Source organism: Salipiger mangrovisoli, from assembly GCF_015223355.1.
GTDB classification, from domain to species: Bacteria; Pseudomonadota; Alphaproteobacteria; order Rhodobacterales; family Rhodobacteraceae; genus Salipiger; species Salipiger mangrovisoli.
The window spans coordinates 52,681-69,986 of the sequence record NZ_JADFFK010000004.1; the positions used below are offsets into that span (position 1 = coordinate 52,681).

The window sequence follows — 17,306 nt, forward strand, 5'->3', positions numbered from 1 at the left end:
CACACGGGGTGCGCCGGGGCCATGCACGCAGGGGTCCTCGCCTTGCCCGCCCCTTCCCCGATCCGCCCAGCTGCCGAGGCCGCGATGCTCTCCTACCAACACGCTTTCCACGCCGGAAATCTCGCCGACCTCCAGAAGCACGCGCTGCTCGCTGAACTGCTTGCCTACATGACGAAAAAGGACAAGCCGATCAGCTATATTGAGACCCACGCGGGCCGCGGGCTTTACGACCTGACGTCCGCGGAGGCGGTGAAGACCGGCGAGGCGGCGCAGGGAATCGAGGCCTATCAGAAGGTCTTTCGCAGCGATCACCCCTATCTCGCGGCGCTCGCCCAAGTGCGCCGGGAGCACGGGTCGAACGCCTATCCCGGCTCGCCGCTGATCGCGGCAAAGCTGCTGCGCCCGCAGGATAAGATCCACCTCGCAGAGCTTCACCCGCAGGAACATCAAGCGCTGACCCGCGCCCTGCGCGCGCCCAATATCTCGATCCATCGGCAGGATGGCTTCGACCTCGCGCAGAGCCTCTGCCCCCCCGATCCTCGCCGCGGCGTCTTGCTGGTCGATCCACCCTACGAGCTGAAGCAGGATTACGTGGAACTGCCAAAGTTCTTTCGCCAGATTGCGAAGAAGTGGAACGTCGGGGTTCTGGCGCTTTGGTATCCGATCCTCAGCTCGGCGGCGCATGTGCCCATGCTCGCGGCCCTCACCGAGGACTTCCCCGACGCGCTTTGTCACGAGATCCGCTTCCCCCCCGTCCGCGAGGGCCATCGGATGATCGGCTCTGGCATGTTCGTCGTGAACCCGCCCTGGGGCCTTGCCGAGGCAGCCGCAGACCTCACGCATCGGCTGCACAATGCCGGTGCCCTGGGCTGATCGTTTTCGGCCATTGCCCGCTCTTCAAAGCTGACGCAAAGTAATCCTGTTGACACAAGCCAACGGGAGCAAGATGCCACGTCCCCCCCTGCAGCACGCCGTTGCGCGCCGGTCCCGATCCCTATGGCGCGCGGGTTGAGATTCTGGATGGCGGCCCCCGAGGCCACGCCTCTTGAACCCTGCGACGTGCCGCTGGCGCTCGGGGCCCTGCTGCTGCGCGCCGCTGCCGAGGCACAGGAGCAAACGCCGCTCATCGGCGTGGCGCTCGTTGATGCGGTGCTGGCGCGCCGTCACGAGCTGACCCCACGCGAAGCCGCGGAAATGCGGCTGTCTTGCCAGGCGGTCGCCGCCGCCGCGCCCGACACCGCCTGTTTCGCTGCCATGCTCGCCCGCGCCGTCGCCTATCGCGACCGGCTGGCCTTGGCGCATTGCCTCTGCGAAGTCATGGCCGGCAGCGATCCCGCGCCAAGCGATTTGCAAGCCGCGATCTGGCTCTCGGAGCATCTGCTATTCGTCGCCCCCTGCGACCTCTCGCAAAGCCGCGCGATCTAGCCGCCGCCCGCAACAATCCACCTCTCGAGTGCCGCCGCGCGCAGCCTCTGGACACGAATGCGCGCAGGGCGTTGGCGCGGCTCGAAGACACGGCTATATCTTGCACATGTTTGCGGATTTCCTGAAACGGCTGGTCGATCCCGGCCCCGAGCTCCTGCCCGACGCCGATGCGCGGTTGGCGCTCTGCGCTTTGCTCGTGCGCGTCGCGCGCGCAGATGAGACCTATGACCAGTCCGAGCAGGACCGGATCGATCGCATCGCCGCCACGCGCTATGGGCTTTCGCCCTTCGAGGCCGCGCGCCTGCGCCGCGACGCCGAGGCGCTGGAGGCCGAAGCGCCCGACACGGTGCGCTTCACCCGCGCCATCAAGGACGCCGTCGCCTACGAGGATCGCATCGCGGTGATCGAGGCGCTGTGGCAGGTGGCGCTGGCGGATGGGACCCGCGACGACGAGGAGGATGCGCTGTTGCGCCTCGTGTCGAACCTGCTTGGCATCAACGACAGGGATTCGGCGCTGGCGCGGCAAAGGGTGGAAGCCGCGGGTTGAACCGTCCGAAGAGCGGCTGAAATCCGGGCACCTATCCGTTTACGCCGCGCCACCCAGAGAAGGCAGGCCTTTTTGCGCATGGACAATCGGCCGTATTTTCGCTCATTCTCGCCGCCAATATCAGCAATTGCCCAAGAAGGTATGGCTTGACCGATACAGCCCAAGCTCCAGTCATCGAGATCCGCGATCTGCACAAGGCCTACGGCGAGCTCGAAGTGCTCAAGGGGGTCAGCATCACCGCGAAACGCGGCGACGTGGTGTCTCTGATCGGCTCTTCGGGTTCCGGCAAGTCGACGCTGCTGCGCTGCTGCAACCTGCTCGAGGACAGCCAGCAGGGCGAGATCCTGTTCAAGGGCGAGCCGGTGCGCTGGCATGGCACCGGTCATCACCGCCGCCCCGCCGACCCCAAGCAAGTGCTGCGCATGCGCACCAACCTGTCGATGGTGTTCCAGCAATTCAACCTCTGGGCGCATATGACCATCCTGCAAAACGTGATGGAAGCGCCGCTCACCGTGCTGGGCCGACCGCGCGACGAGGTCGAGGCCGCTGCACGGCGCTATCTCGACAAGGTCGGCATCGGCGACAAGGCCGACGCCTGGCCGGCGCAGTTGTCGGGCGGGCAGCAGCAGCGCGCGGCAATCGCGCGCGGGCTGTGCATGGAACCCGAGGCGCTGCTCTTCGACGAGCCGACCTCGGCGCTCGACCCCGAGCTCGAACAGGAGGTCGTCAAGGTGATCAAGGATCTCGCCTCCGAAGGGCGCACCATGATCATCGTGACCCATGACATGAAGATGGCCCATGACGTGAGCGATCACGTGGTGTTCCTGCACAAGGGCCTCATCGAGGAAGAAGGCGCACCGGCCGAGCTGTTCGGCGCGCCGAGATCAGAGCGGCTGCGGGGCTTCCTGCGGTCGACCAGCCACGTCTGACGGGCGGCAAAGACCACCCCGGACCCGTACCTAACCAGGGAGCAAATACTATGAAATCCATCCTTCTCGGCACCGCTGCGCTGGCCATGACCGCCTCGATGGCGCTGGCCCAGGACGTCGTGCGCATGGGTACCGAGGGTGCCTACCCTCCGTACAACTTCATCAACGACAAGGGCGAGGTGGACGGCTTCGAGCGCGAGCTCGGCGACGAGCTCTGCAAGCGCGCCGAAGTCACCTGCGAGTGGGTGACCAACGACTGGGATTCGATCATCCCCAACCTGGTGTCGGGCAACTACGACACCATCATGGCCGGCATGTCGATCACGCCCGACCGTGAGGCAGTCATCGGCTTCACCCAGAACTACACCCAGCCCGATCCCTCGGCTTACCTGGCGCTGGCCGGCAACGAGGACATCGACCTGTCGGCTGCGGTGATCGCCGCGCAGACCGGCACCATCCAGGCGGCCTTCGTCGCCGAGATGGGTGCAACGCTGGTGGAATACGCCACGCCCGACGAGACCGTCGCCGCCGTGCGCAACGGCGAGGCCGACGCGGTGCTCGCGGACAAGAGCTACCTCGTGCCGGTCGCGGACGAGAGCGACGACGTGGTTCTGCTCGACAAGGACGAGCTGATCGGCGGCGGCGTCGGCATGGGTCTGCGCCAGAGCGACACCGAGCTGAAGGAAAAGTTCGACGCTGCGATCCAGTCGATGAAGGATGACGGCTCGCTCAACGCGCTGCTGGCAAAATGGGAAATCGGCGCGGCCTTCTGAGCGCACAATCGGGAGGGGGCCGCGCGGCCCCCTCGCCTACGGCTGATAAGACATGTTCTCCTGGTGTACCGACCCTAACGCGATCGACGGCCTGGCATGGCTGAGCTGCTACCTGACCACGGGCAAGCACCTGTCGATCTATGTCTCGGTGGGCACCGTGCTGCTGCTGCTGGCAATCACCGCTCCGGTCGCGCTGGCCTTCGGTTTCGGCGGTGCCATGGCCGCACGGTCGCATTTCCCGCCGCTGTCCTGGCTCGGCAAGGCCTATATCGCCATCGTGCGCGGCGTGCCGGACATCGCCTTCTTCCTGTTCTTCGTGATCGCCCTCGACCAATTCTTCGAGTGGATGCGGCACCAGGTAAAATGCCCCGACTGGGATCAGCCGATCCGGCAGGGCAATGATTTCGTGGTCTGCCCCGAGGCCAAGCTGCCGCTCTCGACCGCCGCCCAATGGGTGCACGAGACTTACGGCTTCTCGCTTGCAGTGCTGACCTTCTCCATCGTCTTCGGCGCCTTCGCCGCGAACGTGCTTTTCGGCGCCATGCGCGCCGTCCCGCACGCGCAGCTCGAGACCGCCGAGGCCTATGGCATGACCCGCCGCCAGACCTTCTGGCGGATCCTCGTGCCGCAGATGTGGGTCTATGCCCTGCCGGGCCTGTCGAACCTGTGGATGGTGCTGATCAAGGCCACGCCGCTGCTGTTCCTGCTGGGCGTCGAGGACATCGTCTACTGGGCGCGCGAGCTGGGCGGCTCGAAGACCGCGAAGTTCACCGACTACCCGCACCCCGACTGGCGCGTGTGGTACTTCCTGGCGCTGCTGGTCTTCTACCTCGCCTTCACCCGCGTGTCGGAAATCGTGCTGGACCGAATCATGAGGCGGCTCACCCACGGCCAGGCCACCATGGGCGGCGAAGCGCAGAGGAAGGCGTCATGAGCTGCTGGGAAACCATCGCGGATTACGGGCTGCGCTCGATCGGCATCGGCGAGCGGCTGCTGCCGCGCGACAATTTTACCCTCTGTCAGCAGGTCACGCTGATCGGCTCGGGAATGCTGTGGAACATCTACTTCGGCTTGGTCGCGCTGGTGACCGGCTTCTTCCTTGCCACCGCGCTGGCGCTCGGCAAGGCGTCGAAGATCACGCCGCTGCGCAAGCTCGCGGAATGGGTGATCTTCGTCTTCCGTGGCTCGCCGCTGTTCATCCAGTTCTTCTTCGCCTACTTCCTGTTTCTCAGCCTGAAGAGCGTTTCTTCAGCCTTTGATCCGCTGACCTCCGCCTGGCTCGGGGCGGCGCTGGTGCTGTTTCTCAACACCGCCGCCTATACCGGCGAGATTTTCTACGGCGCGCTGCTGTCGGTGCCCAAAGGCGACGTCGAGGCGGCGGACGCCTATGGCTTCTCCGGATTCCCGCGCTTCCGCCGCATCATCTGGCCAACCATGCTGCGGCTGGCCTGGCCCGCCTATACCAACGAGGCGATCTTCCTCTTCCACGCCACCACGCTGGTGTTCTTCTCGGGCTTCCCGGCCTGGCAGCAGCGCGGCGACGCGCTCTATTACGCCAACTACTTCGCCGACAAGACCTTCAACCCCTTCGTCCCCTACCCGATCCTCGCGGGCTATTTCATCCTGCTGACGCTGTGCGTGGTGGGGGTCTTCGGGCTGATCAACAAGCGCCTGAACCGGCACCTGCCGAAGGAACGCCGCCAGAAGATGCGGATGCGCCCGCGCCTTCTCATGCGGTGAGGCGGGAGCCAAGACAGGCACAGGAAAGCCGGACGCCGCGCGCCTCCGGCTTTCTTATTGGCCGGACCGGCCCGCCGCGACCCGGCCGAATGTCCAGCGCCCAGCCATTCATCTTTCCAAAAATACTCGCTTTCTTCCCCCCTGCCCCCGCTTGCCAGCCTGCATGCGACTCGCTACGCTGAATTTGATCAAATTCTTGGACAGAAAATGACAGACCCGAAAACCTGGCTCCGCAAGAACCCCCAGGTCCGCACCATCCGTGTGGCCGCATGCGACCTCAACGGACAGCCGCGCGGCAAGCGCGTCCCCTCCCGCTTCGCGCACAAGGTCGTCGAGGACGGCACCCGCTTCCCCTTCTCGGCGCTGAACCTCGACATCTGGGGCGAGGACATCGACGACAGCCCGCTGGTCTTCGAATCCGGCGACCGTGACGGCGTTCTGAAACCCACCGAGCGCGGCTTCGTGCCGATGCCCTGGCTCGAGGCGCCGAGCGCCCTGCTGCCGATCTGGATGTTCCACGAGGGCGGCAAGCCCTACGAGGGCGATCCGCGCCACGCGCTGGCGCAGGTCGTCAACCGCTACAAGCGCCACGGGCTGACGCCGGTGGTCGCGCTCGAGATGGAATTCTTCCTGATCGACGACAGCGCCAAGAAGCTTCAGGTCCCGGTCTCGCCCCGCTCGGGCAAGCGCCGCAAGGCCGCCGAGGTGCTGTCGATCCGTGCCCTCGATACCTTCGACATCTTCTTCACTGACCTCTACGACGCCTGCGAGGACATGGACATCCCCGCCGACACCGCCATTTCCGAGGCGGGTCTGGGCCAGTTCGAGATCAACATGATGCACCAGGACGACGCGCTGCGCGCGGCGGATGACGCCTGGCTCTTCAAGATGCTGCTCAAGGGGCTGGCGCGCCGTCACGGCTTCGCCGCGTCGTTCATGGCGAAACCTTACGAGGATTATGCCGGCTCGGGGATGCACATGCATTTCTCGGTGCTCGACGAAGAGGGCAACAACATCTTCGACGACGGCGGCCCGAAGGGCACCGACGTGCTGCGCCACGCCATCGGCGGCTGCGTCAACGCGATGCACGACAGCACGCTGATCTTCGCGCCGCATCTGAACTCCTACGAACGGCTGATCCCCGAGAACCACGCCCCCTGCGGCATCTCCTGGGCCTACGAGAACCGCACCGCGGCGATCCGCGTGCCCTCGGGGAGCCCGGCGGCGCGGCGCATCGAGCACCGCGTGGCAGGCGGCGACGTGAACCCCTACCTGCTGATGGCCACCATCCTCGGCGCGGCGCTCAACGGGATCGAGGACGAGATCGAGCCGCCCGAGCCGATCACCGGCAATGCCTATGCGCAGGATCTGCCGATGATCCCGGCGGACTGGGAATCGGCGATGGACGCCTTCGAGACGAGCGAGATCATGCCGCGCATCCTGCCGCAGGAGCTGATCCGCAACCTGCTGCTGACCAAGCGGCAGGAGCAGCTCTACATGACCGAGCTCTCGCCGCTCGAACAGGTGGAGATCTACCTCGACACGGTCTGACCACGGTCTTGCCGCGCCCTTGCGGCAAGATTACCTTCAGGCCAGAAAAACCAACGTGTGATCCATGAAAATCGGCATACTGCAAACCGGCCTCGTGCCCGCGGAACTCGCGGCGGAGACCGGCGAATACCCCGACTTCTTCGCCCGGTTGCTCGCCGACTACGGCTTCGATTTCCAAAGCTGGTCGGTGGTGAACGGCGAATTTCCCGACGGCCCCGAGGCGGCGGATGGCTGGCTCATCACCGGTTCGCGCCACGGCGCCTACGAGGACCATGCCTGGATCCCGCCGCTCGAGCAGCTGATCCGCGACATCTATGCCGCCGAAAAGCCTCTGATCGGCGTCTGCTTCGGCCATCAGATCATCGCCCAGGCGCTCGGCGGCAAGGTCGAGAAACACCCCGGCGGCTGGGTCGTCGGGCCGACCACCTACCGGTTCAGGGACGGGCAGCAGAAAGTGATCAACGCCTGGCACCAAGACCAGGTCACCGAGTTGCCCAAGGGGGCCGAGGTCGTGGCCAGTTCCGACTACTGCGACTATGCCGCGCTGCTCTATCCGGGCCACGCCTACACGGTACAGCCGCACCCGGAATTCAATGACGATTTCACCCGCGCGCTGATCGAGACTCGCGGCCCCGGCGTGGTGCCGCAGGAGCGGCTCGACGCCGCGGGCCAGGCCCTCGGCATCCCGCTCGACCAGCGCGCCATTGCCGATCAGTTCGCACATTTCTTCAAGCAAAAGGCTCTCGCATGACCGAAGACTGGACCAACCAGCTTCCCCTCCCCGCCACCGCCTACCTGGAAGGCCGGCGCCTCGACGAGGTGGAATGCGTGATCGCCGACCTGCCCGGAATTGCCCGCGGCAAGGCCGTGCCGGCCTCGAAATTCGCCCGGCAGGACTATTTCCACCTGCCCGAGTCGATCTTTTACCAGACCATCACCGGCGACTGGGGCGAGGCCGCGGATGAGACCGTCGGCTTCATCGAGCGCGACATGATCCTGCGCCCGGACATGACCACCGCCACCGCCGCGCCCTGGACCGCCGACTGGACGCTGCAGGTGATCCACGATGCCTTCGACCGCAAGGGCAAGCCGATCCCCAACGCGCCGCGCAACGTGCTCAAGCGCGTGGTGAAGCTCTACGAGGAGCAGGGCTGGGATCCGATCGTCGCGCCCGAGATGGAATTCTTCCTTGTGGCGCGCAACGTCGATCCCGCCAAGGAGATCGAGCCGATGATGGGCCGTTCGGGACGCCCCGCCGCCGCCCGCCAGGCCTATTCGATGACCGCCGTCGACGAGTTCGGCCCGGTGATCGACGACATCTACGACTTCGCCGAGGCGCAGGGCTTCGAGATCGATGGCATCACCCAGGAAGGCGGCGCCGGCCAGCTCGAGATCAACCTCCAGCACGGCGATCCGGTGAAGCTGGCGGACGAGATCTTCTACTTCAAGCGGCTGATCCGCGAGGCGGCGCTGCGCCACAACTGCTTCGCCACCTTCATGGCCAAGCCGATCGCCGACGAGCCCGGCTCGGCCATGCACATCCACCATTCGGTGATGGACCGCGAGACCGGCCGCAACATCTTCTCGGGCCCGGCGGGCGGCGAGACCGACGCCTTCTTCCACTTCATCGGCGGGCTGCAGACCTACCTGCCCGCCGCGATCGCGGTGCTCGCCCCCTACGTGAACAGCTACCGCCGCTACGTGCGCGACAGCGCCGCGCCGATCAACCTCGAATGGGGCCGCGACAACCGCACCACCGGCATCCGCATCCCGATCTCGGGACCCGAGGCGCGGCGGGTCGAGAACCGGCTCGCGGGCATGGACTGCAACCCCTACCTCGGCATCGCCGCCTCGCTGGCCTGCGGCTATCTTGGCCTGATGGAGGAGCGCCGCCCCTCCAAGCAGTTCCGCGGCGACGCCTACGAGGGCGAGGGTGACATCCCGCGCGTGCTGGGACAGGCGCTCGACCTTTTCGACGAGGCGACCAAGCTGCACGAGGTGCTGGGACCGGAGTTCGCCCGCGTCTACTCGATCGTGAAGCGCACAGAGTACGAGGAATTTCTTGCCGTGATCTCGCCGTGGGAGCGCGAGCACCTGCTGCTCAACGTCTGAGCTGCGCGGCATCCAGGCAGGAGCCGGGGGCGCTGCCCCCGGACCCCCGAGATATTTGGACCTAGAAGAAGACGGAAGGCGGCGCCATGGACCTGCTGTTCTCCAATGATCGGCGCGGAGAGTATCCGCAGAGCTGGTACGCGGCGACGGCCGATCTGCTGCCGCCCTTTCCCAAGCTCGAGGGCGAGGCGCGCGCCGATGTCTGCATCATCGGCGGCGGCTACACCGGGCTTTCGGCGGCGCTGCACCTGGCCGAGGCGGGACTGGACGTGGCGCTGCTGGAAGCGCATCGGGTCGGCTTCGGTGCCTCGGGGCGCAATGGTGGCCAGCTCGGCTCCGGCCAGCGGCAGGACCAGGTGAGCCTCGAGAAGATGGTCGGCACGGCGAACGCCCGCGTGCTCTGGGAGCTTGGCGAAGAGGCCAAGGACCTGTGCCGGTCGCTGATCAGCAAGCACGGCATCGACTGCCACCTGCGCGACGGCGTGGCCTGGTGCGGCTCGTCGAAGAGCGACGTGGAACACCTGCATCACTACGCCGCGCACATGGGCGAAAACTACGGATATGAGATCGAAAGCTTGGACGGCGGGGCCTTCCGCGCGCTCTGCCCCTCGCCCGACTACCGCGGCGGCGTGCTCGACATGGGCGCGGCGCATCTGCACCCGCTGCGCTTCGCGCTCGGTCTGGCGAAGGCCGCCGCGGGTGCCGGAGCACGCATCTATGAAACCAGCCACGTCGAAAGCGTCGAGCAGGGCCGCGAGGTGCTGATCCACACCAGCGGCGGCACGCTGCGCGCGGGCCAGGTGATCTTTGCCTGCAACGGCTATCTTGGCGGGCTCGAACCGAAGGTCGCGGCGCGGGTCATGCCGATCAACAATTTCATCGTCGCGACCGAGCCGCTCGGGAATCGCGCCGACGAGGTGCTGACCCGCGACGTGGCGGTGGCCGATTCGAAGTTCGTGGTGAACTACTTCCGGCTCAGCCATGACGGGCGGCTGCTGTTCGGCGGGGGGGAGAGCTACGGTTACCGCTTCCCGCGCGACATTGCCGCGCTGGTGCGCAAACCGATGCTGGAGATCTTCCCGCATCTGGCGGACGTGCGCATCGATCACGCCTGGGGGGGCACGCTGGCGATCACCATGAAGCGCCTGCCGCTGCTCGCCCGGCTTGCGCCCAACATGCTGACCGCCTCGGGCTATTCCGGCCACGGCGTCGGCACCGCCGTGCACGCGGGTCGGCTGCTGGCCGAGGCGGTGCGCGGCCAATCCGCCGGCTTCGACGCCATGGCCGCCCTGCCGGTGCCCGGCTTCCCCGGCGGCGCAGCGCTGCGCGCGCCGCTGCTGGCTCTGGCGATGAGCTGGTACGCGCTGCGCGATCGTCTCGGCTTCTGAGAGAAAATCCGCTGATCTCGGGCGAATGCTTCCCACGGGGAAGGATTTTCACTTGGGTGTCACAGGGGTGATGTTTAAGATTTTCAAAAGAAACTATTTGGGTTTATCAATATGAGCCGTCTTCCGAACATGCATGACGCGGAACCCATTCCCGAGGAGGCCCGCGCCGAGATCGACCGCCTGCTGCTGTCTGGCGACCTGTTCCGCTACACCGCCCCCGAGGATGCCCCCGTTGCGCTGCTCGAACGCGAGTTCGCGGCGCTGCTCGGTACCAAATACGCGCTGGCGGTGTCGAGCTGCTCGGCGGCCCTGTTTCTCTCGCTGAAGGCGCTCGACCTGCCGCGCGGCGCGCGCGTGCTGATCCCCGGTTTCACCTTTGCCGCGGTGCCCTCGGCGGTCGTGCATGCCGACTGCGTGCCGGTGCTCTGCGAGGTCGGCGAGACCTACCGCATCGACCTGTCCGACTTCGAAGCCAAGCTGGACGGCGTCAGCGCGGTGATCATCAGCCACATGCGCGGGCATACCTCGGACATGGACGCGATCCTGCGGCTCTGCGATGCGCGCGGTCTGCCGGTGATCGAGGATGCGGCGCATTCGCTCGGCACCAAGTGGGCTGGCCGCAACATCGGCACGCTCGGTCGAATCGGCTGCTTTTCCTTTCAGAGCTACAAGCTGGTCAACGCAGGCGAAGGCGGCATCCTGATCACCGATGACGCCGAACTGGTGGCCCGCGCGGTGATCCTCTCGGGGGCCTACGAGCACAACTGGAAAAAACACATGGCGCCGGGGGACAATTCGTCCGAGCTCGAGGAGGCCTTTGCGCGCTGGCAGAACCGCCTGCCGCTCTACAACCTGCGCCTGTCGAACCTGGCCGCCGCGGTGATCCGTCCGCAGCTTGCCCATGTCGAGCGCCGGGTGCGCGACGGACGGCGCAACCACGACCACGTTGCCGAGATCCTGCGCCGTTCGCCCTGGATCGAGGTGCCCGAGAAGCTGACGCCGGAGGACCGCGCGCCAGATTCGCTCCAGTTCAACCTGACCGGGATGAGCGCAGAGGACATGCGCGCGTTTCTCTCCGCCGCCGAGGCCGCAGGCGTGAAGGTGCAGTTGTTCGGCCTTTCAACCGACAACGCCCGCGCCTTCTGGAATTGGCAGTTTCTCGAAGAGGTGCCCGAGCTGCCGCGCACCCGCGCGATGCTCGAACGGGCCTGTGACACCCGCCTGCCGGCACGGCTCACGCTGGCGGAGTGCACGGCCGTGGCCGAGGTGCTGGTCGATGCCGCCGAAGGGGTGATGGGGCCGCTGCCTGCCTATGGCACCTGAGACATGTCTTTGCTGGCCGCGGCTGGCCTGCGGCGGCGCAGCCGTGCCGCCAGCCTGCCGTCGGTCACCACCAACCCCGCGGCGATGATCGCCAGCCCGAAATAGACGCCGGGCGGGAGTTGTTCGCCGAGGAAGATCCGGCCGAACACGATGGCGAAGGGCGGGATCAGCAACGTCACCAGCATGAGGTTCGCCGCCCCGGCCCGCACCAGGATGGCGAAATAGAGGATGAAGGCCAGCGCGGTCGCCAGCAGCGACAGGCCGAGCAAGGCGCCCCAGACACGGGCCGAATGGTGCGGCCCCGGCAGGCCCTCCTGCCAGACCACCAGCGGCAGCATGATCACCGCGCTGCCGGCCAGCATCCCGAAGGCGTTGAGCAGCGGCGGCTGGCCCGAGAGACGGAGCTTGGCCCAGACGCTGGCGAGCGAGTAGCTCAGCGCCGCCAGCAGCACCGCGCCCTGCGCGAGGTTTCGCGGATCGAGCGTTGTCAGCCGATCCGGGCCGATCACCACCGCCACCCCGGCAAGCCCCAACGCCGCCCCCGCCAGCCTGCGCCAGCTGAGCCGCTCGTCGCGCAGCAGAAGCCCCGCCACCACCGCGCCCAGCACCCCGGTCGAGGCATTGAGGATCGCTGCCAGCCCGGTCTCGATATGGGTCTGGCCCCAGAAGATCAGGGTGAAGGGCAGCGCGTTGTTCAGTGCCCCCATCACGAGGTAGGACCCCCAGAGGCGCGGCGAGAGTGGCACCCGCAGCCCGCGCCAGCGCAGCACCAGCCAGAGCGCCGGCAGCGCCAGCACCACCCGGTGCAGCGTCACCTGCATCGGGCTGAGTTCGGTCAGCGCGATCTTGGCGAAAAGGAAGCTGCTGCCCCAGAGCGCCGCCAGCGAGAGCAGCAGCAGGGCAGAGAGCCGGTCGATACGGGGAGACGCCGAATGTTCCATGGACGTGCTTTGCCCGATGCCGAGGGCAGAGGAAATCCGGATCCTGCGAAAAAACATCGGGCCCCGAAGGGCCCGCTGCGTCACTTGTCTATTTTCGAGAGCTTCTGCTGCAATTCGGCGAGCTGCTTCTTGATCGCCGCGAGATCCTCGTCGCTCTCGGCCGTCGGCGCTTCCTTCTCGGGGCCGGACCAGCTCTTGCCCATGTTGCCGGCCATTGCCTTGAGGAAGGCTTCCTGCTGCGCCTTCATCGCCTCGAGCCCCGGTATCTTCGGCATCATGGGGTTCATCTGGCTCATGCCTTCGGCCCATTTGCTCTGGCTGTCGCGGAACATCTCGAAGCTGGCGGCCAGGAACTGCGGCACCACCGAAGTCGCCTGCGTGGTATAGCTGCGCACCAGGTCGGTCAGCACGTTGATCGGCAGCACGCTCTCGCCGCGGCTCTCGTGCTCGGCGACGATCTGGAGAAGGTACTGGCGGGTCAGGTCATCGCCCGACTTCAGATCGACGATCTGCACATCGCGCCCATCCCGGATGAAGCCCGAGATATCTTCGAGTGTCACGTAATCGCTGGTCTCGGTATTGTAGAGCCGCCTGCTTGCATAGCGCTTGATCAGCAGCGGTTTGTCCTTGTCGGCCACGATGGTGCCTCCCTCCACGCAGAGCTCAATGAAAAGCCTATGCGAGCGCAGAAAAAAAGAAAAGCCTCAGTTTCACCGATACTTGCTGTACGGCCGCCGCGCTGTTTCTGCGCCGCGGCCGGAAAAATGCTGCGCAGCATCACACCTGCGGCGCAGCGGCGAACACCCGGTCGATGAATTCCTGCGTTCCGCGGCAGAACTCCAGCGGCAGCGGATAGTCGGCCCGCCCCTGCACCGCCGCGTTGAACGCCTCGGCCTGCAGCACGTAATGATTCTCTGCCGGCCAGCGCCAGGTTCGGGTTTCCAGACCCGGCCCGTGCAGTTCCAGCCGAGCCTCGCCGAACACCTGCACGTTGAACGGCACCGGCAGGCGCATCACCGCCTTGGTGCCGTGCAGCAGGATTTCCTGCCAGGGGGCCGCGCGGGTCGAGACCCGGCCCGTGTAGAGAAACCCCGAAAACCGCGCCATCACATGCGCCGCGCCATCCACGCCGTTCTGCCAGTCGATCTCGGCCGCGAGGATCTCGCCCGGCTCCTGCCCGGTGATCAGCCGCACCGAACCGAAGGCGTAGACGCCGACATCGCGCAGCGCGCCGCCGCCCACCGCGGCCTGATTGCGGATGTTGCCCGGATCGTCGTTGAAGAAGCTGTGCGTGCTGTCGACCCGGACCAGATCGCCGATCTCGCCCGCCTGCAAAAGCTCGCGCGCCTTGGCGAACTGCGGGTGATGCGCCACCATCCAGGCCTCGGCCACCAGCTTTCCCGTCGCCTGCCGCACGGCGATCAGCTCGTCGATCTCCTCGGCCTGCATGGCGATGGGCTTTTCGCAGAGCACGTGCTTGCCTGCCTCGGCCGCCTTGCGTGTCCACTGAGCATGCAGCGAATTGGGCAGCGGAATGTAGACGGCGTCGATCTCGGGATCGGCCAGCAGCGCCTCGTAGCTCTCATGCACCCTCAGACCGGGCGCGAAGTCGGCGAAGGGTGCGGCCTTTTCGGCGCTGGAGGTGGCGATGGCACTCAAGGCCCCGCCGCGCGCGGCATGGATCGCCGGGCCCATGTGGTTCTTCGCGAAATTCGCCGCGCCCAGAATGCCCCATCTGACATGATTGGCCATGATCTCTCCCTTTCCTCAGTCGGGCGGATGGTAGCGCCCACAGCGCGGCCCGCAAGCGAAACGCCCGCCGCAAGGCGGCAGGCGTTCACAAGGTTCAAGCCGGAGATGGTTCAGGCGTCGGTGAGCATGCCCTGCTCGATCGCCAGCTCGCGCATGCGCTTCTGCAACTTCTCGAAGGCACGCACTTCGATCTGCCTAATGCGCTCGCGGCTGACATCGTAGATGCCCGACAGTTCCTCGAGGGTCACCGCCTGCTCGGCGAGACGGCGCTGTGTGAGAATGTCCTTCTCACGCTCGTTGAGCACATCCATCGCCTGCGCCAGCAGCGCCCGGCGCGCATCCATCTCGTCGCGCTCGGCATAGTCGGCGGCCTGATCGGCATCCTCGTCCTCGAGCCAGTCCTGCCATTGCATGGACCCTTCGCCCTCGGAGCCGACGGTGGCGTTGAGCGAGGCATCCCCGCCCGACAGGCGCCGGTTCATCGAGATCACCTCGTCCTCCGAGACGCCGAGGTCGGTGGCGATCTTCTCGACGTGCTCGGGCCGAAGGTCGCCCTCTTCCAGCGCGCCGATGCGGTTCTTCGCCTTGCGCAGGTTGAAGAAGAGCTTCTTCTGCGCCGAGGTGGTGCCGAGTTTGACCAAACTCCACGAGCGCAGGATGTACTCCTGGATCGAGGCGCGGATCCACCACATGGCGTAGGTCGCGAGGCGGAAGCCCTTCTCGGGATCGAAGCGTTTCACCGCCTGCATCAGCCCGACGTTGGCCTCCGAGATCACCTCGGCCTGCGGCAGCCCGTAGCCCCGGTAGCCCATGGCGATCTTCGCCGCGAGACGCAGGTGGCTGGTGACCATCTTGTGGGCCGACTCGGCGTCCTGCTCCTCGACCCAGCGCTTGGCCAGCATGTATTCCTCTTCCGGCTCCAGCAGCGGGAACTTGCGGATCTCCTGCAGGTAGCGGCTGAGGCCGGCTTCCGGCGACGGCGCCGGCAGATTGGCATAGTTGCTCACGTGCCCCTTCCTCCAATGTTATGAGGGTTAACATGCCATATGGGCAGCCCCTCGATGGAATTCAACCACCCCACTGTGCAGCGGCGCACCGAGGGGTGTTCAAGGTTTTCACGTATTTAACGCACAGTCCCGCCGCGCGGATCCGGATTTCGACGATCTCACGCAGATGCGAAGGATATGTCAGCCCTCGCGCAAAGTCTGCAACAGATGCGCCATGTCCGCGGGAAGCTCGGCCTCGAAGCGCAGCTGCTCGCCGTTCACCGGGTGTTCGAAGCCCAGCAGCGCCGCGTGCAGCGCCTGCCTCTCGAAGCGGCCGATCTCAGCCACGACCTGCGGCGGCAGCGCCTTGGCGGCGATCTTGCGGCGCCCGCCGTAGACCGGATCGCCGATCAGCCCGTGGCCGGCATGGGCCATGTGCACGCGGATCTGATGGGTGCGCCCGGTCTCCAGCCGGCATTCGACCAGCGCCAGTGCTGGCGGCGTGCCAAAAGTTTCCAGCACCCGCGCCCGCGTCGTGGCGTGGCGTCCCTGCCCGTCGAAATAGACCGCCTGCTTCTGCCGGTCGGTCTTGTGCCGCGCCAGCCCGGACTGGATGCGGATCACCTCGCCCGGCTCGACCGAAACGCCGCGCACCCCGTGCAGGCGCGGATCGGCGGTGCTCGGAACCCCGTGGACCAGCGCAAGATAGGCACGCTCGGCGCTGTGCTTCTCGAATTGCGCCGCCAGCCCATGGTGCGCCCGGTCGGACTTCGCCACCACCAGCAGCCCCGAGGTGTCCTTGTCGATCCGATGCACGATGCCCGGCCGTTTCATGCCGCCGACACCCGAGAGCGCGTCGCCGAAATGGAACAGCAGCGCGTTGACCAGCGTGCCGGTCGGCGTGCCCGGCGCAGGGTGCACCACCATGCCCGCGGGCTTGTTGACGACCACAAGGTCCTCATCTTCCCAGACGATGTCGAGCGGGATATCCTCGGGACCGATGTGGCTGTCCTCCGCCTGCGGCACGCGGATCTCCAGCACGTCCCCCTCCTCGACCTTCGTCTTGGGATCGGACAGCACCTCGCCGCCGCGCGTCACCGCGCCCTCGGCGATCAGCTTCGCGAGGCGGGTGCGCGACAGCGCGGCTTCCTCTGGCACATCGCGTGCCAGCGCCTTATCAAGACGCGGCGGCGGGTTTTCCCCGATGACGACGCGCAGAGGCTGCTCCATGTCCAATACTCCTGAAGATCCCGAACTCCTGCCCGAACCGGCCAACTTGCGCTTCCTGCGCCGGCTGGTGACCGTGCTCACGGCGGTGATGATCGCAGGGCTTGTAGCCATTGTGTCGCTGATTGTCATCCGCTTCACCGCAGCCACCAGGGCACCCGTGCCGCTGCCCAGCGAAATCACCTTGCCCGCCGGCGCCACCGCCAGCGCCTTCACCCAAGGCGGCGACTGGTATGCGGTGGTCACCACCGACAACCGCATCCTGATCTACGACCGCAAGACGCAGCAGCTGCGCCAGACCATCGCGATCGCCCCCGCCGACTAGGCGCGCGCCGAGAGACTTCCTGGGCGGCAGCCTTCTTCTAGGTCCAAATATCCTGGGGAGTCCGCGCGCAGGCGCGGACGGGGCAAAGCCCCGAAACAGCGCTGTGCGGCCACGCGACGGCTCGCAACCCGTGGACAACGCCGCTGTCATGTAAGAGGGAAGATGGTACCGCCTTCCCGGTTCGAACGGGAGACCTCTTGATCCACAATCAAGATTCACCCCATAACAGCACATATCAAGACAAGACATCCCATGCCGATCAAGCCCCTTGAAACAAGGGCTTTTAT

General features: G+C 66.2%; 18 protein-coding genes. 13 read left to right on the plus strand and 5 right to left on the minus strand.

All coding sequences use genetic code 11. The annotated features are described in order from the left end of the window. The first annotated feature begins 84 nt into the window (after window positions 1–84). The 12 genes from IQ782_RS06675 to IQ782_RS06730 all read left to right on the plus strand — a co-directional run bounded on the left by IQ782_RS06675 (window position 85) and on the right by IQ782_RS06730 (window position 11,788). On the plus strand, window positions 85–873 hold the full coding sequence (locus IQ782_RS06675) for a 23S rRNA (adenine(2030)-N(6))-methyltransferase RlmJ (protein WP_194134078.1): 789 nt from the start codon (window positions 85–87) through the stop codon (window positions 871–873). 147 nt (window positions 874–1,020) lie between these two features. Further along, window positions 1,021–1,425: a TerB family tellurite resistance protein gene (locus tag IQ782_RS06680; RefSeq protein WP_194133854.1), complete on the plus strand. Its 405-nt coding sequence runs from the start codon at window positions 1,021–1,023 to the stop codon at window positions 1,423–1,425. A gap of 106 nt (window positions 1,426–1,531) precedes the next feature. Further along, complete coding sequence (locus IQ782_RS06685; protein ID WP_194134079.1) at window positions 1,532–1,972, plus strand: tellurite resistance TerB family protein; 441 nt, start codon at window positions 1,532–1,534, stop codon at window positions 1,970–1,972. 146 nt (window positions 1,973–2,118) lie between these two features. Then, window positions 2,119–2,901: an ABC transporter ATP-binding protein gene (locus IQ782_RS06690; protein WP_194133855.1), complete on the plus strand. Its 783-nt coding sequence runs from the start codon at window positions 2,119–2,121 to the stop codon at window positions 2,899–2,901. 50 nt (window positions 2,902–2,951) lie between these two features. Then, complete coding sequence (locus IQ782_RS06695; protein WP_194133856.1) at window positions 2,952–3,674, plus strand: transporter substrate-binding domain-containing protein; 723 nt, start codon at window positions 2,952–2,954, stop codon at window positions 3,672–3,674. Window positions 3,675–3,726: 52 nt separating this feature from the next. Next, window positions 3,727–4,608, plus strand: a complete 882-nt coding sequence (locus tag IQ782_RS06700) for an ABC transporter permease (RefSeq protein WP_194133857.1) — start codon at window positions 3,727–3,729, stop codon at window positions 4,606–4,608. Further along, entirely contained in the window at window positions 4,605–5,414 is an 810-nt protein-coding gene (locus IQ782_RS06705; RefSeq protein WP_194133858.1) for an ABC transporter permease, read from the plus strand. Before IQ782_RS06700 ends, IQ782_RS06705 begins: the two co-directional genes overlap by 4 nt. 207 nt (window positions 5,415–5,621) lie before the next feature. Continuing rightward, a complete protein-coding gene (locus IQ782_RS06710; RefSeq protein ID WP_194133859.1) occupies window positions 5,622–6,965 on the plus strand; it encodes a glutamine synthetase family protein in 1,344 nt (447 codons plus the stop codon). A 64-nt stretch (window positions 6,966–7,029) separates the two neighbouring features. Next, window positions 7,030–7,716 carry a type 1 glutamine amidotransferase gene (locus tag IQ782_RS06715; RefSeq protein WP_194133860.1) on the plus strand — a complete coding sequence of 229 codons (687 nt, stop codon included), beginning with the start codon at window positions 7,030–7,032 and terminating at the stop codon, window positions 7,714–7,716. Beyond that, the gene (locus tag IQ782_RS06720; protein ID WP_194133861.1) at window positions 7,713–9,077 is read left to right on the plus strand and encodes a glutamine synthetase family protein; all 1,365 of its coding nucleotides are present in this window, start codon (window positions 7,713–7,715) and stop codon (window positions 9,075–9,077) included. The genes IQ782_RS06715 and IQ782_RS06720 overlap by 4 nt, the downstream gene beginning before the upstream one ends. A gap of 86 nt (window positions 9,078–9,163) precedes the next feature. Then, window positions 9,164–10,465, plus strand: a complete 1,302-nt coding sequence (locus IQ782_RS06725; protein ID WP_194133862.1) for an NAD(P)/FAD-dependent oxidoreductase — start codon at window positions 9,164–9,166, stop codon at window positions 10,463–10,465. Between the two features lie 111 nt (window positions 10,466–10,576). Then, window positions 10,577–11,788: a DegT/DnrJ/EryC1/StrS family aminotransferase gene (locus IQ782_RS06730; protein ID WP_194133863.1), complete on the plus strand. Its 1,212-nt coding sequence runs from the start codon at window positions 10,577–10,579 to the stop codon at window positions 11,786–11,788. On the opposite strand, the gene IQ782_RS06735 is transcribed toward IQ782_RS06730, so the two are convergent. From IQ782_RS06735 to IQ782_RS06755, 5 genes are all read right to left on the minus strand, one after another. Further along, entirely contained in the window at window positions 11,776–12,729 is a 954-nt protein-coding gene (locus IQ782_RS06735) for a DMT family transporter (protein WP_194133864.1), read from the minus strand. The genes IQ782_RS06730 and IQ782_RS06735 overlap by 13 nt on opposite strands. 80 nt (window positions 12,730–12,809) lie before the next feature. After that, window positions 12,810–13,367 (minus strand): polyhydroxyalkanoate synthesis repressor PhaR, encoded by a 558-nt coding sequence (gene phaR / locus IQ782_RS06740; RefSeq protein ID WP_194133865.1) that lies wholly within the window; start codon window positions 13,365–13,367, stop codon window positions 12,810–12,812. Window positions 13,368–13,506: 139 nt separating this feature from the next. Continuing rightward, window positions 13,507–14,481, minus strand: a complete 975-nt coding sequence (locus tag IQ782_RS06745; protein ID WP_194133866.1) for a Gfo/Idh/MocA family protein — start codon at window positions 14,479–14,481, stop codon at window positions 13,507–13,509. A 110-nt stretch (window positions 14,482–14,591) separates the two neighbouring features. Beyond that, on the minus strand, window positions 14,592–15,488 hold the full coding sequence (gene rpoH, locus IQ782_RS06750; RefSeq protein WP_194133867.1) for an RNA polymerase sigma factor RpoH: 897 nt from the start codon (window positions 15,486–15,488) through the stop codon (window positions 14,592–14,594). Between the two features lie 180 nt (window positions 15,489–15,668). Next, window positions 15,669–16,697 carry an RluA family pseudouridine synthase gene (locus IQ782_RS06755; RefSeq protein WP_194133868.1) on the minus strand — a complete coding sequence of 343 codons (1,029 nt, stop codon included), beginning with the start codon at window positions 16,695–16,697 and terminating at the stop codon, window positions 15,669–15,671. Between IQ782_RS06755 and IQ782_RS06760 the strand changes: the two genes are divergently transcribed. Continuing rightward, window positions 16,696–17,019 (plus strand): DUF6476 family protein, encoded by a 324-nt coding sequence (locus tag IQ782_RS06760; protein WP_194133869.1) that lies wholly within the window; start codon window positions 16,696–16,698, stop codon window positions 17,017–17,019. The genes IQ782_RS06755 and IQ782_RS06760 overlap by 2 nt on opposite strands. Window positions 17,020–17,306: the final 287 nt, after the last annotated feature.

Bases quoted from the DNA above. Each gene is read 5' to 3' on its own strand.
- IQ782_RS06675 (WP_194134078.1), top strand. From the start codon at position 85: ATGCTCTCCTACCAACACGCTTTCCACGCCGGAAATCTCGCCGACCTC.
- IQ782_RS06680 (WP_194133854.1), top strand. From the start codon at position 1,021: ATGGCGGCCCCCGAGGCCACGCCTCTTGAACCCTGCGACGTGCCGCTG.
- IQ782_RS06685 (WP_194134079.1), top strand. From the start codon at position 1,532: ATGTTTGCGGATTTCCTGAAACGGCTGGTCGATCCCGGCCCCGAGCTC.
- IQ782_RS06695 (WP_194133856.1), top strand. From the start codon at position 2,952: ATGAAATCCATCCTTCTCGGCACCGCTGCGCTGGCCATGACCGCCTCG.
- IQ782_RS06700 (WP_194133857.1), top strand. From the start codon at position 3,727: ATGTTCTCCTGGTGTACCGACCCTAACGCGATCGACGGCCTGGCATGG.
- IQ782_RS06705 (WP_194133858.1), top strand. From the start codon at position 4,605: ATGAGCTGCTGGGAAACCATCGCGGATTACGGGCTGCGCTCGATCGGC.
- IQ782_RS06710 (WP_194133859.1), top strand. From the start codon at position 5,622: ATGACAGACCCGAAAACCTGGCTCCGCAAGAACCCCCAGGTCCGCACC.
- IQ782_RS06715 (WP_194133860.1), top strand. From the start codon at position 7,030: ATGAAAATCGGCATACTGCAAACCGGCCTCGTGCCCGCGGAACTCGCG.
- IQ782_RS06720 (WP_194133861.1), top strand. From the start codon at position 7,713: ATGACCGAAGACTGGACCAACCAGCTTCCCCTCCCCGCCACCGCCTAC.
- IQ782_RS06725 (WP_194133862.1), top strand. From the start codon at position 9,164: ATGGACCTGCTGTTCTCCAATGATCGGCGCGGAGAGTATCCGCAGAGC.
- IQ782_RS06730 (WP_194133863.1), top strand. From the start codon at position 10,577: ATGAGCCGTCTTCCGAACATGCATGACGCGGAACCCATTCCCGAGGAG.
- IQ782_RS06735 (WP_194133864.1), bottom strand. From the start codon at position 12,729: ATGGAACATTCGGCGTCTCCCCGTATCGACCGGCTCTCTGCCCTGCTG.
- IQ782_RS06745 (WP_194133866.1), bottom strand. From the start codon at position 14,481: ATGGCCAATCATGTCAGATGGGGCATTCTGGGCGCGGCGAATTTCGCG.
- IQ782_RS06760 (WP_194133869.1), top strand. From the start codon at position 16,696: ATGTCCAATACTCCTGAAGATCCCGAACTCCTGCCCGAACCGGCCAAC.
- IQ782_RS06755 (WP_194133868.1), bottom strand. From the start codon at position 16,697: ATGGAGCAGCCTCTGCGCGTCGTCATCGGGGAAAACCCGCCGCCGCGT.